The organism is Rhodococcus sp. 21391 (assembly GCF_016772255.1).
Taxonomy (GTDB): domain Bacteria; phylum Actinomycetota; class Actinomycetes; order Mycobacteriales; family Mycobacteriaceae; genus Rhodococcus_F; species Rhodococcus_F opacus.
In genome coordinates this window covers 5776880-5790362 of sequence record NZ_CP063781.1, presented here as the reverse complement: position 1 = coordinate 5790362, position 13483 = coordinate 5776880, and the positions used below count along the sequence as shown (strand labels likewise).

12 protein-coding genes are annotated in these 13483 nt (G+C 68.0%); 3 read left to right on the top strand and 9 right to left on the bottom strand.

The window, feature by feature from the left end; genetic code table 11:
* Positions 1 to 4: 4 nt before the first annotated feature.
* Positions 5 to 904, top strand: coding sequence for a LysR family transcriptional regulator (locus GO592_RS26685; protein ID WP_007300847.1), 900 nt, complete (start codon positions 5 to 7; stop codon positions 902 to 904).
* Between the two features lie 17 nt (positions 905 to 921).
* Here GO592_RS26685 and GO592_RS26680 read toward each other — a convergent pair whose 3' ends face one another.
* The 3 genes from GO592_RS26680 to GO592_RS26670 form a co-directional block, all read right to left on the bottom strand.
* On the bottom strand, positions 922 to 2958 hold the full coding sequence (locus tag GO592_RS26680) for a neutral/alkaline ceramidase (RefSeq protein ID WP_007300848.1): 2037 nt from the start codon (positions 2956 to 2958) through the stop codon (positions 922 to 924).
* A gap of 155 nt (positions 2959 to 3113) precedes the next feature.
* The gene (locus GO592_RS26675) at positions 3114 to 3842 is read right to left on the bottom strand and encodes an acetoacetate decarboxylase family protein (protein WP_007300849.1); all 729 of its coding nucleotides are present in this window, start codon (positions 3840 to 3842) and stop codon (positions 3114 to 3116) included.
* Entirely contained in the window at positions 3839 to 4690 is an 852-nt protein-coding gene (locus GO592_RS26670) for an SDR family oxidoreductase (protein ID WP_172649859.1), read from the bottom strand. Before GO592_RS26670 ends, GO592_RS26675 begins: the two co-directional genes overlap by 4 nt.
* A gap of 141 nt (positions 4691 to 4831) precedes the next feature.
* On the opposite strand from GO592_RS26670, the gene GO592_RS26665 reads away from it, so the two are divergent.
* Complete coding sequence (locus GO592_RS26665) at positions 4832 to 6007, top strand: cytochrome P450 (RefSeq protein ID WP_007300851.1); 1176 nt, start codon at positions 4832 to 4834, stop codon at positions 6005 to 6007.
* Positions 6008 to 6075: 68 nt separating this feature from the next.
* Here GO592_RS26665 and GO592_RS26660 read toward each other — a convergent pair whose 3' ends face one another.
* Positions 6076 to 6957 (bottom strand): aldo/keto reductase, encoded by an 882-nt coding sequence (locus GO592_RS26660; protein ID WP_039952881.1) that lies wholly within the window; start codon positions 6955 to 6957, stop codon positions 6076 to 6078.
* A gap of 66 nt (positions 6958 to 7023) precedes the next feature.
* Between GO592_RS26660 and GO592_RS26655 the strand changes: the two genes are divergently transcribed.
* Complete coding sequence (locus GO592_RS26655) at positions 7024 to 7836, top strand: HAD family hydrolase (protein WP_039952882.1); 813 nt, start codon at positions 7024 to 7026, stop codon at positions 7834 to 7836.
* A 51-nt stretch (positions 7837 to 7887) separates the two neighbouring features.
* Here GO592_RS26655 and GO592_RS26650 read toward each other — a convergent pair whose 3' ends face one another.
* Genes GO592_RS26650 through fadD3 form a run of 5 tightly spaced genes read right to left on the bottom strand, consistent with a single transcriptional unit; the run spans position 7888 to position 13476 of the window.
* Positions 7888 to 8937: an acyl-CoA dehydrogenase family protein gene (locus GO592_RS26650; RefSeq protein ID WP_007300854.1), complete on the bottom strand. Its 1050-nt coding sequence runs from the start codon at positions 8935 to 8937 to the stop codon at positions 7888 to 7890.
* Positions 8934 to 9902: an acyl-CoA dehydrogenase family protein gene (locus tag GO592_RS26645; protein WP_007300855.1), complete on the bottom strand. Its 969-nt coding sequence runs from the start codon at positions 9900 to 9902 to the stop codon at positions 8934 to 8936. Before GO592_RS26645 ends, GO592_RS26650 begins: the two co-directional genes overlap by 4 nt.
* Positions 9899 to 11059 (bottom strand): acyl-CoA dehydrogenase family protein, encoded by a 1161-nt coding sequence (locus tag GO592_RS26640; protein ID WP_007300856.1) that lies wholly within the window; start codon positions 11057 to 11059, stop codon positions 9899 to 9901. The genes GO592_RS26645 and GO592_RS26640 overlap by 4 nt, the downstream gene beginning before the upstream one ends.
* Positions 11060 to 11932 (bottom strand): enoyl-CoA hydratase, encoded by an 873-nt coding sequence (locus GO592_RS26635; protein WP_005254492.1) that lies wholly within the window; start codon positions 11930 to 11932, stop codon positions 11060 to 11062. It abuts the gene before it with no gap.
* A complete protein-coding gene (gene fadD3, locus GO592_RS26630) occupies positions 11929 to 13476 on the bottom strand; it encodes a 3-[(3aS,4S,7aS)-7a-methyl-1,5-dioxo-octahydro-1H-inden-4-yl]propanoyl:CoA ligase (RefSeq protein WP_007300857.1) in 1548 nt (515 codons plus the stop codon). The genes GO592_RS26635 and fadD3 overlap by 4 nt, the downstream gene beginning before the upstream one ends.
* Positions 13477 to 13483 lie beyond the last annotated feature (7 nt).

The window sequence follows — 13483 nt, the reverse complement described above, 5'->3', positions numbered from 1 at the left end:
TCGCGTGGAACTGCGGCAGCTTCGATACTTCGTCACGGTGGCCGAGGAGATGAACTTCAGGCGCGCTGCGGAACGCCTGCACATCGCACAGCCGGCGCTCAGTCAGCAGATCAGCAAGTTCGAGAAGGAACTGCGAACCACTCTGTTCGAGAGAACCACGCGACGCGTCGAGCTGACCGACGCGGGCCGGGTGCTCCTGGACGAGGGCAGACGCGTCCTTGCGGAAGCCGAGCATGCACTGGCGGCAGTGGAGCAGGTCGCGCACGGTGAGGTCGGGCTGCTCCGCATCGGATTCGTCAGTTCCGCCGCGTTGAGGATCGTTCCCGCCACGGTGCTCGTCCTGCAGAAGGCGTGGCCCGGAGTCCAGGTCGAACTGTCCGAGTCGACGACCGACCGTCAGCTGTCCGGGATCGCCGACGGAATTCTCGACATCGGACTTGTGCGGGAAGTCGACCGCGCGGAGGGCATCGTGGTGCGCCCGCTGACCCGCGAACCGCTACTGGTCGCGATGCACTCGTCGCATCCCTTCGCGAACCGGACGTCGGTGCGGCTCGTCGAATTGCGCGACGAGCGGTTTCTCACCTTTCCGCGAGGCCAGGTTTCGCGACTCTACGACCACATCGCCGCCCTGTGCCACCACGCGGGCTTCCGGTTGGAGGCCGCCCAGGAGGCAGTGCAGTTTCCCACCCTCCTCGGGTTGGTTGCCGCGAACACGGGCGTCACCATCGTCCCCGCCAGTCTGAGGGCCCTGCACCTACCGGACCTGCGGTACGTTGCGCTCTCCGATCCGCAGGCGGCGTCGACCGTCTCGGTCGCGTATCGCGCCGACAGGCAACAGGTCCCGGCGATCCGGCACTTCCTCGACGTCGCATCGTCCCTCGACCTGACGGACGAAACCCGGTAGGTGCGCAGACCCGGTGGCTAACCGACCTCGAATTCGTTCGACGTCCCGGTGAACGCGGTGATCGTGCCCGCCGCGTCGCGGCTGTTGCCGAAGTGCTGCACACGGTAGCGTCCGGCGGGGGTTCCGTCCGGGACGTCCCACGTGATGCGCGCGACCGACTGGTTCGGCCCGGTGCGCGTCCAGCGGAACTTGGTGGACCAGTCGCCGTCGTCGGCGTGACGCACCCAGTCGTCGCCGCCGCGGCGCTGGATCTCGAGGAACGTGCCACGTCGGCGCGGGTCGTTCCGGGGGTGGCCGGTGACGAACTCGGCCGCGATCTGTTCGCCCGCCGACGCTTTCGCGGCGGGCTGGGTCAGCACGTCGCCGAAGACGCGGCCTGCGGGCGGCTCGTCGCGGTCGATGCCCGGACCGAGGTAGGGCTGGAACCGCGACAGGTCGCGGGGTGCCGGGCCGCGGGGAACGTCGCGACCGGTGCGCAAAGCACCCGCAAGCGCCGCGAATCCCTGCTGGTACGCGGGCAGTGTGTATCGGCCGAACAGGGTCGAGCCGCCCTCGTACTGCTGCGCGTCGTACTCCTGCGGGGTGGTGCAGTAACTCGCGTACGAGTTGGCGTAACCCTGGAAGATCACGTTCTCCAGCGGGACGTCGAGTCTGTCGGCGACGGTGCGGCGGATCCGCAGCCCGGACACGATCGTGAATTCCGCTGGGCCGCCCACGACGTACACGCCGCCGATGCGGAGGATCTGAATCTTCAGCACGTGCGGAACCCACCCGTCGGGTGGCAGCAGGCCGACGGCCACCAGCACGAGTTTCGGGGCCTGCGCATCCTGCAGCCACTGCGGGATCGGCGCGTCCATCCCACCGAGTGCGTCGACGAGCGGATTGGTGGTGCCCTCCGGGAAGATCGGGATGGCGGGACCGTCCTCGGTGCTGCCCGCGCTCATGGCGGCCCCGACACACGCGGGGGACGTCCGGTATGTGCGGCCGTCGGGGGTGAATTCGCCGCCGACCTCCTGATTGGCCATGTCGAGGTACATGATTCGGCTGTCCACGCCGCCGGTGAGGGTCTCCGACGCCGACACCCAGGCCGTCCGTGCGGCCGCGACCTGCCGCTGCCCGATGACGCGGGTGTTCTCGAACTCGTCGTCGGTGGGACCGCGGCCGGGCCGGAGATCGAGGTTGGGGGACATGTCGCCGGTGTTCGTCTGCGGGAACGCGGCGACGAAATGCGGCTTCTGGTCGTCGAGGTAACGGACACCCTCGTGGTCGTGCTCCCAGAAGTAGGCGGCCGCGCCCTTGTTGTCACCGGAGATCAGATGGTTCGTGTCGGTGAGCGAAGCGCCGTGGGTCGGGAACCAGTTGATCGCCCCGACGTCTCTGCCGCCCTGCGTGATTCGCAGGACCCGCATCGACGTGTCGATGCCCAGGGGATAGTAGTCCCGGTCCTCGGCGGGGTTGCGGTCGAAGGCGATCCGCGAACGGTTGACGCTGGCATCGGTGAGTTCGCTGCGGCCGTACGACACCGAACCGGGGGCGAGGGAATCGTGCGCGGCGGTGATCGCCTCGACGATGCCACCGACCTCGGCGTCGAACACCTGACGGTTGTGGCCGAGCACGGCGAGGTTGTAGGCGTAGTCGTGGGACGCGCCGCCGCACGCCGCGTGGGAGTGCACCGCCGTGAGCATGACGTTCCGCTCGGTGTACAGGTCGCCGTGGAGTTCCGCGAGCCGGGCGAGTACGGCGTCGTGCACGGACTGGAAGATCATGCACACGTCGACGCACACGTAGACCACGCGCTGCCTGTCGGGCTCGGCGAACACGAACGCCCGCGCACGGGTCCGCTGATGCAGTCCCTCGGCGCGCTGCTCGAAACTGGAGTACCCCATCATCCCGACGTCGGCGACCGGCCCGGTGGCGTCGGAAATGCCGACACCGACGAGGAATTCGCCGTCGCCGTCGGTCGCGGGTTCTGCGGCCGCCGTCCCGGAACCGAGCGCGGCGAACGCCGGAGTCAGGGCCGCCCCCGCGAGCACGCTGCGTCGTCTGATCTGCACTACCGATCGTCCTTTCGGCGGCCGCCCCCCGGGGGTGCCACGAATTGGTCAAGCGTCCAGAACCGTAGCCGGTATTGGACCCCAGTTCGGTAATCGGCGCAACCCCCATGTGAGTGGCGAAGCGTGCGCGGGCACGCTTCGCCACTCACGTGCGGTCAGACGGGCCGCGCGTCCCCGAACGTCATCTTCAATTCGGGGATCGAGGACGTGAGGAGTGCCCGTTTCGGAAGTCCCAGCGACCGCAATTCGTCCGCGATCGGGTGGCTGCCCAGTTTCAGCTCCGCGCCTCCGGGCCGGGAGCGGACCCCGGTCGGGTTCATGTCCCAGGTGGTGAACCGGGTGAGTTCGTCGAGGTGCGAATAGGCGGCGAGCGACGTGCCGGTCCCCGAACCCGGCACCGCGATGCCCGGTTTGACGCTCAACTGGGCGATCAACCGGCCGTCCCGGCTCACCGAACCGCGCTTGACGGAACCGGTGTGGTCGACGTCGAAATCGGCCAGGACCTTCGGGAAGCCCCAGATGCCGCGACCGGCGGCCAGGGTGAAGTCGCCGTCGACGGGCAGTTGATGGATCAGCGCCCCGGCCCGGCCCTGGGCCAGCGCCTTCAGGTCCCGGCGGACCGAGGTGCCGTCGGCCCGATGGTCGCGGACGAGGAACGCCACCCCGAATTCGTTGTACGGGCCGAGGTCGCCGTCCACGTAGTCGACGAACACGAGCACGCAGATGCCGCGTCCGGGCCGGAACTGCAGGATCTCCAGTCCGGAGGAGTCGATCAGCGACTGGGCGGCGGCGGTCGGCACCGAATACATCGCCATGAACGCCGACGCGGCCCGGATCTGCACGGGCATGTCGACCTGCTTGCCGAGAACCTGATGCGACGTCACGGCGCGACCACCCCGCGCAGACCGTCGGCGCCGAACATGGGCTCGAACATCGACGTGAAGTCGGGCCCGCGACGCAACATTTGGCCGCCGTCGACGTTGATGATCTGCCCCGTGATCCAGGTGGAGTCGGGGCCGAGGAGGAACTTGGCGAGCGCGGCGATGTCGGTGACCTCGCCGACCCGTGCGATCGGGGTGTTGGCCATGTAGTCGTCGAGGACGGGTCCGCCGTCGGTGATGAGCGCGACGAGGTCGGTGCGGGTCAGGCCGGGGCGGATGCAGTTGACGCGGACGTTGCTGGCCCCGAGTTCGTCGGCGGCGAGTTGCGTCAGGTTGTCGACTCCCGCCTTGGACGGACCGTACGCGCCGAACCAGCGGTGGGTGTTGCTGCTCGCGATCGAGGAGATGGTGACGATGGAACCGCCGCCCCCGGCGACGAGCGCCCGGGCGGAATGCTTGATCGTCAGCATGGTGCCGGTGAGGTTCAGGTCCACGGTCCGCCGCCACGCGTCGACGTCCAGCTGGGTCACCGGTCCCACCGTTTCGTTCCCGCCTGCGCACGTGACGACGCCGTCGAGTTGCCCGGTGCGCTCGCTCGCCTTGGCGACCGCGCGGATGACGTCGTCCTCGTTCGTGACGTCGGCGGTGATCGTGTCGACCGTCCCCGCGGGATTGTCGGCGGTGATCTGCTCCGCTGCACGCGTCAGTTTCTCTTCGCTGCGACCGCAGATCGTGACGTGGACGCCCTCGGCCGCCAGGGCGGTGGCGACGCCCAGTCCGATACCACTGCCGCCGCCGGTGACGAGTACGGACGTCTTCGCGAGCCCGCTGCTGCCGTCGTTGGTAACCACGTCCACCTCCAGGTAATAGAACTCGTGTCAATTCTCGAGCCGAGGATCCTTGAAACTCGCCGCTATACCACTGCGTCATAGTAAGAACACGTTCTATTATTAGGGCACGATTGGCGGGATTCAATGCTGAGGAGTACCTCGATGACGGACAGACCGCAGTTCGATCTGATCGACGGACGGTTCTACTCGGGCGAGCTCGGCGACCCGCGGCAGGCCTACGCATGGATGCGCGCCCACCAACCGGTGTATCGCGCGGACGGGATTCTCGGCGCCGCATCGTACGAGGCCGTCCTGGCGGCCGAACGCAATCCGGAGTTGTTCTCCAACGCGGGCGGAATCCGGCCCGGGGTAGGCCCGCTGCCGCAGATGATCGACATGGACGACCCGCAGCACCTGCAGCATCGCCGACTCGTCAACGCCGGCTTCACCCGCAAGCAGGTGGAAGCGAAGATCGACCGGATCCGGGAGATCTGCGATCACCTCATCGACGCCGCGCGCGACAAGGACGAAGTGGACTTCGTGCGCGACCTGGCCGCGCCGCTCCCCATGGCCGTCGTCGGCGACATGCTCGGCGTGCGGCCCGAGGAACGCGACACGTTCCTGCAATGGTCCGACGACCTGATGAACGCCCTCGGCAGCAACGCCACCCCGGAGGAACTTCAGGCACAGGCCAACGCGTACCTGGCATTCAACGAATTCACGCTCCGCACCATCGAGGAGCGGCGGCAGAATCCGACGGACGACCTCACCAGCATCCTCGTGCACAGCGAGATCGACGGGCACCGGCTCAGCGACCCGGACATCATCGGCGAAACCCTGCTGATCCTGATCGGCGGCGACGAGACCACCCGGCACGTCCTCAGCGGCGGCATGGAACAACTGATGCGTCACCCCGACCAGCAACAGCGTCTCGTGAACGACCCCGACGGTATTCCGGCGGCCGTCGAGGAGATGCTGCGCTGGTCGTCGCCGATCAAGAACATGTGCCGCACGGTCACCCGCGACGTCGAATTCTTCGGAACCGATCTGCGCCAGGGCGAGAAAATGATGCTGCTGTTCGAATCCGCCAACTTCGACGAGTCGGTGTTCGAGCATCCCGAGGTGTTCGACATCGAACGGTCGCCGAACCCGCACGTCGCGTTCGGTTTCGGCACCCACTTCTGCCTCGGCAACCAACTCGCCCGGCTCGAAGCGAAGATCATGTTCGAGCAACTGCTGTCGCGGCTGCCGGGCATGGTGCTCGTCGACGACGGCCCGCTGCGGCGTCGTCCTGCCAACTTCGTGTCCGGGCTCGAGGAGATGCCGGTGAAGCTCTAGGCGCTCCGCGCCCGTGCGCCTTTTTGGTTGCTGGAACAGCCAAAAAAGCGCACGGCCGGCGAAGCCGCCTACTCCGGTGCGTCGATGTTCAACTCGTCCGGGTGGGCGCCGACACGGGTGCCGTCGTCCATCGTCTCGATCTCGCTGAGGTCCTGCTCGCTGAGCTCGAAATCGAACACGTCGATGTTTTCGCGGATCCGCGACTCGTGGACCGACTTGGGGATGACGATCAGCCCGCTCTGCAGGTGCCAGCGGATCAGCACCTGCGCGGCGCTCTTGCTGTGCCGGTCGCCGATGCGGGTGATGATCGGGTCGGTGAGCAGCGTGTTCGGCTTCGAGTCGTCACCCCACCCCGAGTTGCTGGTGCCACCGAGCGGGCTCCACGACTCGACGGCGATGCCGTGTTCGACGGCGAACGTCCGGATCTCCTGCTGCGCCAGATGCGGGTGCAACTCCACCTGATCGACCGCCGGAACGACACCGCCCCGGTCGATCAGCAACTGCAGGTGACGCGGTTCGAAATTGCACACACCGATCGCCTTCGCGCGACCGGACTCGGCGATCTTCTCCAGCGCATCCCACGTGCGGAGGATGCGGTCGTCGTCCTGCAGCGGCCAATGGATCAGGTACAGGTCGACATAATCGACGCCGAGTCGTCCGAGGCTGGCGTCGAACGCCTTCAACGCCGGTTCGTAGCCCTGATCCGCGTTCCACAACTTGGTGGTGAGAAAGATGTCTTCGCGGGCGACACCCGAATTCGCGATGCCGCGTCCCACACCCTCCTCGTTGCCGTATGCGGCGGCGGTGTCGATGTGCCGGTAGCCCGCCTCGTCCAGGGCGAAGCCGACGGCGTGTTCGGTCTCGTCGTTGTCCGCCTGCCAGACTCCCAAGCCGAGCTGCGGGAGGATGGTTCCGGAATTCAGCACGATGCTGGGTACTCGAGGACTCATGCTGTCCAGGCTATCGACTGCGGTGGGGTCGTGAGGGGTACATGCGCCGCCTGGCATCATGCGGAGGTGACGCAAATTCGGCTGTTGGCGACGGACCTCGACGGCACCCTGCTGCGGTCGGACCGCACGATCTCCCCGCGCACCGCGCAGGCCATGGAAGATGCGCGACTGTCGGGGGTCGAGGTGGTGTGGGCAACGGCCCGCGCCCGGCATTCGGTGCACGAGCTGGCGCAGTCGTGCGGATTCCGCGGCAAGGCGATCTGCGCGAACGGGGCGGTGGTCCTCGATCTGGCCGACGGAACCCCGGTGATCACGGCGACGACGACCATCGCGATGGCGTCGGCCGCGGCGGCGATGGACCGGGTGCGGACGTTGGTGCCCGGTGTCGTGTTCGCGAACATCGGCCCGACGCGCTTCGTCGCAGAACCGGCGTACGCGGCGTTGTGCGAGTTCGCCGACCACCACCGGCACCCGCACGAGATGACTTTGTCGGAACTGCTGCCCGACATCGACGAGCCGATGGTGAAGATCGTTGCCCGGCACCCGGAGGTTCCCAGCGCGGAGCTGTACCGGGCGGCGGTGGCGGCCGGGGTCGACGGCGTCGAGCTGACGCACTCCGGCGCGCCGTACGTCGAGATGGCGGCGTCCGGCGTGTCCAAGGCGAGTGCGCTCGCCGAGCTCTGCGCGGTCGACGGGATCTCGACGGAGGAGGTCGCCGTGGCCGGGGACGCCATCAACGACGTCCCGATGCTGACGTGGGCGGGCACGGCACTCTGCCCGTCCAACGCGCTGCCGGAAGTCCTCGCCCTCGCCGACCACGTCCTGCCCAGCAACGATGAAGACGGGGTCGCGAGCTACTTGGAGGGGCTGCGCCCGTGAGCCTTTTTGGTCGTTCCAGCTACCAGAAAGGCGCACGGGCGGCGGAGCCGCCTACAGCCCGGCGGTGGTGGCGAGCTCGGGCAGGTACTCGCGCGGCTGCCCGAAGAGCTGTGCACTCCCGTGCGCACGTTTGAAGTACAGCTGCGCGTCGTGTTCCCACGTGATCGCGATGCCGCCGTGCAACTGGATGGCCTCCGCCGCGACGTGCTGCAGCGCCTCCGAGCAGTACACCTTCGCGATGACGGCGTCCTCGTGCGTCCCCGACAGCGCCGCGGCGTACGACATGGACCGGGCCGTCTCGACGAGGGCGTACATGTCGGCCATGCGGTGCTTGAGCGCCTGGAACGACCCGATCGCCCGGCCGAACTGCTTGCGCGACTTCGCGTACTCGACCGTCTGCTCCAGCGCCGCGGACGCCGCGCCCACCTGTTCCGCCGACAACGCGACCAGTGCGACCGTGCGCACCTGGTCGACGAGGTCGGTGGGGGAGACGAGCCTGCGCGCCGCGACGCCGTCGAAGATCACCTCCGACAGCGGACGCGTCGGATCCATCGCCGGGACGCGACGACGCGTCACGCCGTCCGCCGCCGTGTCGACCTCGAACAGGCCTTCGGACGTGAGAACCAACAGCACGTCCGCGACGTCACCGCCGAGCACGTACGACGCCGTCCCCGACAGCGCCTCGCCCGACGAAGTGACCCCGAAACCGGACCAGCCGTCCGCACCCGCCCAGCACAGCGCGGCCACCGAACCCGCCGCGATGCCGGGCAGCAGTCGGGCGCACGCGTCGTCGTCCCCCGACAGCATCAGCGCCTGCGCGGCCAGCACGGCGCTGCCCAGCATCGGCGACGGCGTCAGCGTGCGGCCCAGTTCTTCCTGCACCACATGCACTTCCAGCAGCGACGCCCCCACGCCGTCGTACTTCTCCGGAACGGCGAGGGCGGCGACGCCGATCTGCTCGCACAACGTGGACCACAGGGCGTCGTCGTAACCGTGGTCGGTGGTGATCGCCCGGCGGACGGCGGCGGAGTCGGAGTGCTTACCCAGCAGATCCCGGACCGACGACCGGAGCGCCGCCCGCTCCTCGTTGTCGAAACTCATGACGCCTCCACAAGCGAGTCGACGACGCGGCCACGGTGAAACGCCGGCGTGCCCCAGGCCGTGACCAGTGCCCGGACCTTGGTGAGCCACTTCGACAGGTCGTGTTCCTGCGTGTAGCCGATGGCGCCGTGCACCTGCAGCGCCACCCGCGCCGCCCGGTACGCGGCATCCCCGCACGCCACCTTCGCCGCCGAGACGTCCCGGGAACTGTCGACGGACCCGTCCCGCACCGACAGCGCCGCACCGTGCAGCAACGGCCGCGACATCTCCAGCCCGACCGCGACCTCGGCCAGATGATGTTTGATGGCCTGGAACTGTCCGATCACCTTGCCGAACTGCTTGCGCTGCTTGGCGTAGTCGGTGGTGACGTCGAGCAGGGTCTGCCCGAGTCCCTGCAACTGGGCGGCGATGGCCAACGCCCCGAGGTCGAACGCGGGCCCGAAGTCGACGTCGCCGAGGGCGACCCCGGCGGTGAGGGGGAACAGCCGTCGCGACTGATCCACCGAGTTCTGCACCACCCCGGCCTGTCCGAGGCTCACCGTCGCACCATCGACGAGCAGGACCAGATCGGCGGAGTCCGCATCGACGGCGAACGGCACGTGCGGGGCCGCCGCGACCGTGGCGAGTGAACCGGATGCCAACGCCGCCAACCGGTCCGGGGCCACCTGCGCGAGCAGCACCGGCACGACCGCGACGGTCTCGGCCACGGGGCCGGGAACGGCATGGCGGCCGAGTTGTTCGACGGCCACGACGAGGTCGACGGCGTCGGCGCCCAGTCCGTCGTGCTCGTCCGCGATGAGCAGTCCGTTGACGCCGGTCTCGGCAAGGCGCTGCCATACCTTCAGACCCGGACCCGTGTCACCGGTGTTCCACGACCGGATCACCGCCGGCATGTCCGCCTTCGACAGCAGGGCGTCGATGCTGGACGCGAAGTCCTGATGGGAGGAGTCGAGTGTGAATCTCATCGATCCGCCTTCGGTAGGCCGAGCAGCCGCTCGGCGATCACGTTCTTCTGAATCTCGTTGGTGCCGGCATAGATCGGACCGGACAGGGAGAACAGGTAACCGTCCATCCAGTTGTCCGCGAGCTCCGCCGAGGCGCCCTGCAGTTCGAGTGCGGTCTCGTGGGTGGCGATGTCCCACTCCGACCAGAACACCTTGTTGATCGACGATTCGGCGCCCAGCTGCCCGCCGTCGGCGAGCCGGGTGACGGTGCCGAACGTGTTCAGCTGGTAGGCGCGGGCGCCGATCCAGGCGTCGGCGACCTTGTTTCGCAGGGCCGCGTCGTCGGTGCGGCCGCTGTCCCGGAACAGTTCGACCAGCCGGTCGACCGTCGCGAGGAAACGGCCCGGGCTGCGCAGCGACAGTCCGCGTTCGTTGGACGCGGTGCTCATCGCCACGCGCCAGCCTTCGTTCACGCCGCCGATCACTCCGGACTCGCCGGGGTTCGCGGGGTCGTCCGGGACGAAGACGTCCTCGAGGAAGATCTCCGCGAAACCGGGCTCGCCGTCCAGCTGATCGATCGGGCGCACGGTCACACCCTTCGAGCGCAGGTCGAACATGAAATACGTGATGCCCTTGTGCCGCTGGGCGTCCGGGTCGGACCGGAACAGCCCGAAACCCCAGTCCGCGAAGCTCGCCCGCGAACTCCACGTCTTCTGCCCGTTCAGCACCCAGCCGCCGTCGACGCGCCGGGCGGTGGAACGGAGCGACGCGAGGTCGCTACCCGACTCCGGCTCCGACCAGGCCTGCGCCCAGATGTCGTCGGCGCGGGCCATCCGCGGCATGATGCGGGCCAACTGCTCGGCGTTCGCGTGCTCGAACAGTGTCGGGGCGAGCAGGAAGATGCCGTTCTGGCTGACGCGCCCGGGCGCACCCGAGCGGTAGTATTCCTCCTCGAACACCACCCATTCCAGGAGCGACGCGTCCCGTCCGCCCAGTTCCTCCGGCCACGACACCACCGACAGCCGGGCGTCGGCGAGAGTGCGTTCCCACTCGCGGTGCGCCTCGAAACCCTCGGCGGTATCCATCGACGGCAGCGGCTCGGCGGGAACGTTGTCGCGCAGGAAGGTCCGCACCTCCTCGCGGAAGGCGACGGTGGCGTCGTCGAACTCGAGATCCACTTACTTCGCCCCTTCGTTCGAGTTGCGCGCACTGGCCGCCATCGACTTGGCGTCCATGCCGCCGAGCGGATCGGTGTCGATCTCGGCGTTGTGCGCGTGCGCGAAGTGGTGGAGACCGAAGACGGAGTCCATGCCGTTCCGCATGCCCATCTGGTCCTCGCACTGGTTGACGGCCTTCTTGGTGAGCGCGAGCCCGAACCGGGGCATGGCGGCGATGCGTCCGGCGATCGCGAGCGTCTCCTGCTCCAGGTCCTCGCGGGGCACGACGCGGTTGACCATGCCCACCTCGTAGGCGCGCTGCGCGGTGAACCGGTCGCCGGTGAAGAGGATTTCCTTCGCGAACCGCGGTCCGAGCATCCACGGGTGCGCGAAGTACTCGACCCCCGGAATGCCCATACGTACGACCGGATCGGAGAAGAAAGCGTCGTCCGACGCCACGATGAGGTCGCACACCCACGCCAACATCAGACCGCCGGCGATGCAGGCGCCCTGGATCATCGCGATGGTCGGCTTCGGGATCTCGCGCCAGCGACGGCACATCCCGAGATAGACCTCCATCTCGCGGGCGAACCGCTGGTCGCCACCCGGCTTGTCGACGTGGTCCCACCACATCACGGCCTTGTTGTCGTAATGCACGTGATGGTCCCGGCCCGGGGTGCCGATGTCGTGCCCGGCGCTGAAGTGCTTGCCGTTGCCGGCGAGGACGATCACCTTCACGTCGTCGTCCTCGACCGCCCGCTCGAACGCGGCGTCGAGGGCGTACGTCATCACCGAGTTCTGGGCGTTGCGGTAGTCGGGGCGGTTGAGCGTCACGAATGCGACACCGTCACGCACCTCATAGGTGACGACGTCACCCTCGTCCGGAACCGTCATTTCTTCTCCTCACGCAGAACGTTTTTCATGACCTTCCCGGAGGGATTCCGGGGGAGGGAGTCCACGAAGCGCACCGACCGGGGCACCTTGAAGTTGGCGAGTCGCTCCTTGCAGAACGCGACCACGTCGTCCTCGGCGAGCGTCGAGCCCGGCTTGGCGACCACGTAGGCCCGCCCGACCTCGCCCATGCGCTGGTCGGGAACGCCGATGACGGCAGACTCCGCGACGCCGTCGAGTCGGGCAAGAGCGTTCTCCACCTCAGCGGGATACACGTTGAAACCGCCGGAGATGTACATGTCCTTGAGGCGGTCGGTGATGTCGACGTAACCGCGGTCGTCCAGGGTCCCGACGTCGCCGGTGTGCAACCAGCCGTCCGCATCGATGGTTTTGGCGGTCGATTCGGGGTCGTCGAGGTAACCGAGCATCACGTTCTCGCCGCGGACCAGGATCTCGCCCTGGTCGCCGATCCGGACCTCCATCCCGGGGATGGCGCGACCCGAAGTGGTCGAGACTGTCACCGGGTCGTCGTCGGTCCGGCACATCGTGACCACCACCGCCTCCGTCTGACCGTAGGCGGTGAGGACGGCGTCGAAGCTCAGCTCCGACTGCATCCGTTCCACCAGGGCGACCGGAACCGCGGCCGCGCCCGTGATCGCGACCCGCAGGCTGGACAGGTCATACTTCGGGCGGTCCGGGTGGTCGAGGATCGATTGGAAGATCGTCGGGGCGCCGGGGAGCACGGTGATCTGCTCGTCGTGCACGGTCGCCATCACCTTCGGAACGTCGAACACCGCCATCGGGACTACCGTCGCCCCGTTCAGCAGGCACACTAGGAACCCCGCCTTGTACCCGAAGGTGTGGAAGAACGGGTTGATGATCAGGTAGTTGTCGTCGGAGGTCACCTCGGCGCACTCGCCCCACGCCTGCGCGATGCCCACCGACTGCCGGTGCGCACTCATCACGCCCTTGCTGCGGCCCGTCGTGCCCGACGTGAACATGACGTCGGAGACGTCGTCGGGGGAGACGGCGGCCGCGCGGGCGTCGGCCTCGGCGCGCGTGTCCTCGTCGGCGAGGGCGAGGAAGTCGTCGAAGTCGAAGACGCCGGGAACCTCGACGTCGCCGCCGTCGACCGGAACCCGGACGACGGTCGGCAGGTCGAGGGTGCTCGACTCGTCGCGCAGCGCCGCATACCGGTCGGTGCCGAGGAATTTGCCCGCGACCACCAGTGCGGTGGTCTTGGTTCGCTCGAGAATGTCGAGGGCCTCGGTGGCCGTGTACCGGGTGTTGATCGGGACGAGAGTCGCGCCGGCGTAGTGGATGCCGAGCGCCGCGACCACCCAGTGATACGTGTTGGGCGACCACACCGCGACGTGATCGCCGGGGCGCACGTCCTGTGAGCTGAGTGCTGCGGCGAAATCGCGGACACGGTCGTGCAGTTGTGTGAAGGTCAGACGGACGTCGCCGTCCGCCACGGCTGTGAGCTCGCCGAATTCGCGTGCGGCCCGTTTCAGGGCGGACGGGGTGGTTGTCGGTTGTTCGGTCACTGGGCTC

What these genes read in the sequence shown, in the direction of transcription:
- GO592_RS26665 (WP_007300851.1), top strand. Translation starts at nt 4,832, where the DNA reads ATGACGGACAGACCGCAGTTCGATCTGATCGACGGACGGTTCTACTCG.
- GO592_RS26660 (WP_039952881.1), bottom strand. Translation starts at nt 6,957, where the DNA reads ATGAGTCCTCGAGTACCCAGCATCGTGCTGAATTCCGGAACCATCCTC.
- GO592_RS26650 (WP_007300854.1), bottom strand. Translation starts at nt 8,937, where the DNA reads ATGAGTTTCGACAACGAGGAGCGGGCGGCGCTCCGGTCGTCGGTCCGG.
- GO592_RS26645 (WP_007300855.1), bottom strand. Translation starts at nt 9,902, where the DNA reads ATGAGATTCACACTCGACTCCTCCCATCAGGACTTCGCGTCCAGCATC.
- GO592_RS26635 (WP_005254492.1), bottom strand. Translation starts at nt 11,932, where the DNA reads ATGACGGTTCCGGACGAGGGTGACGTCGTCACCTATGAGGTGCGTGAC.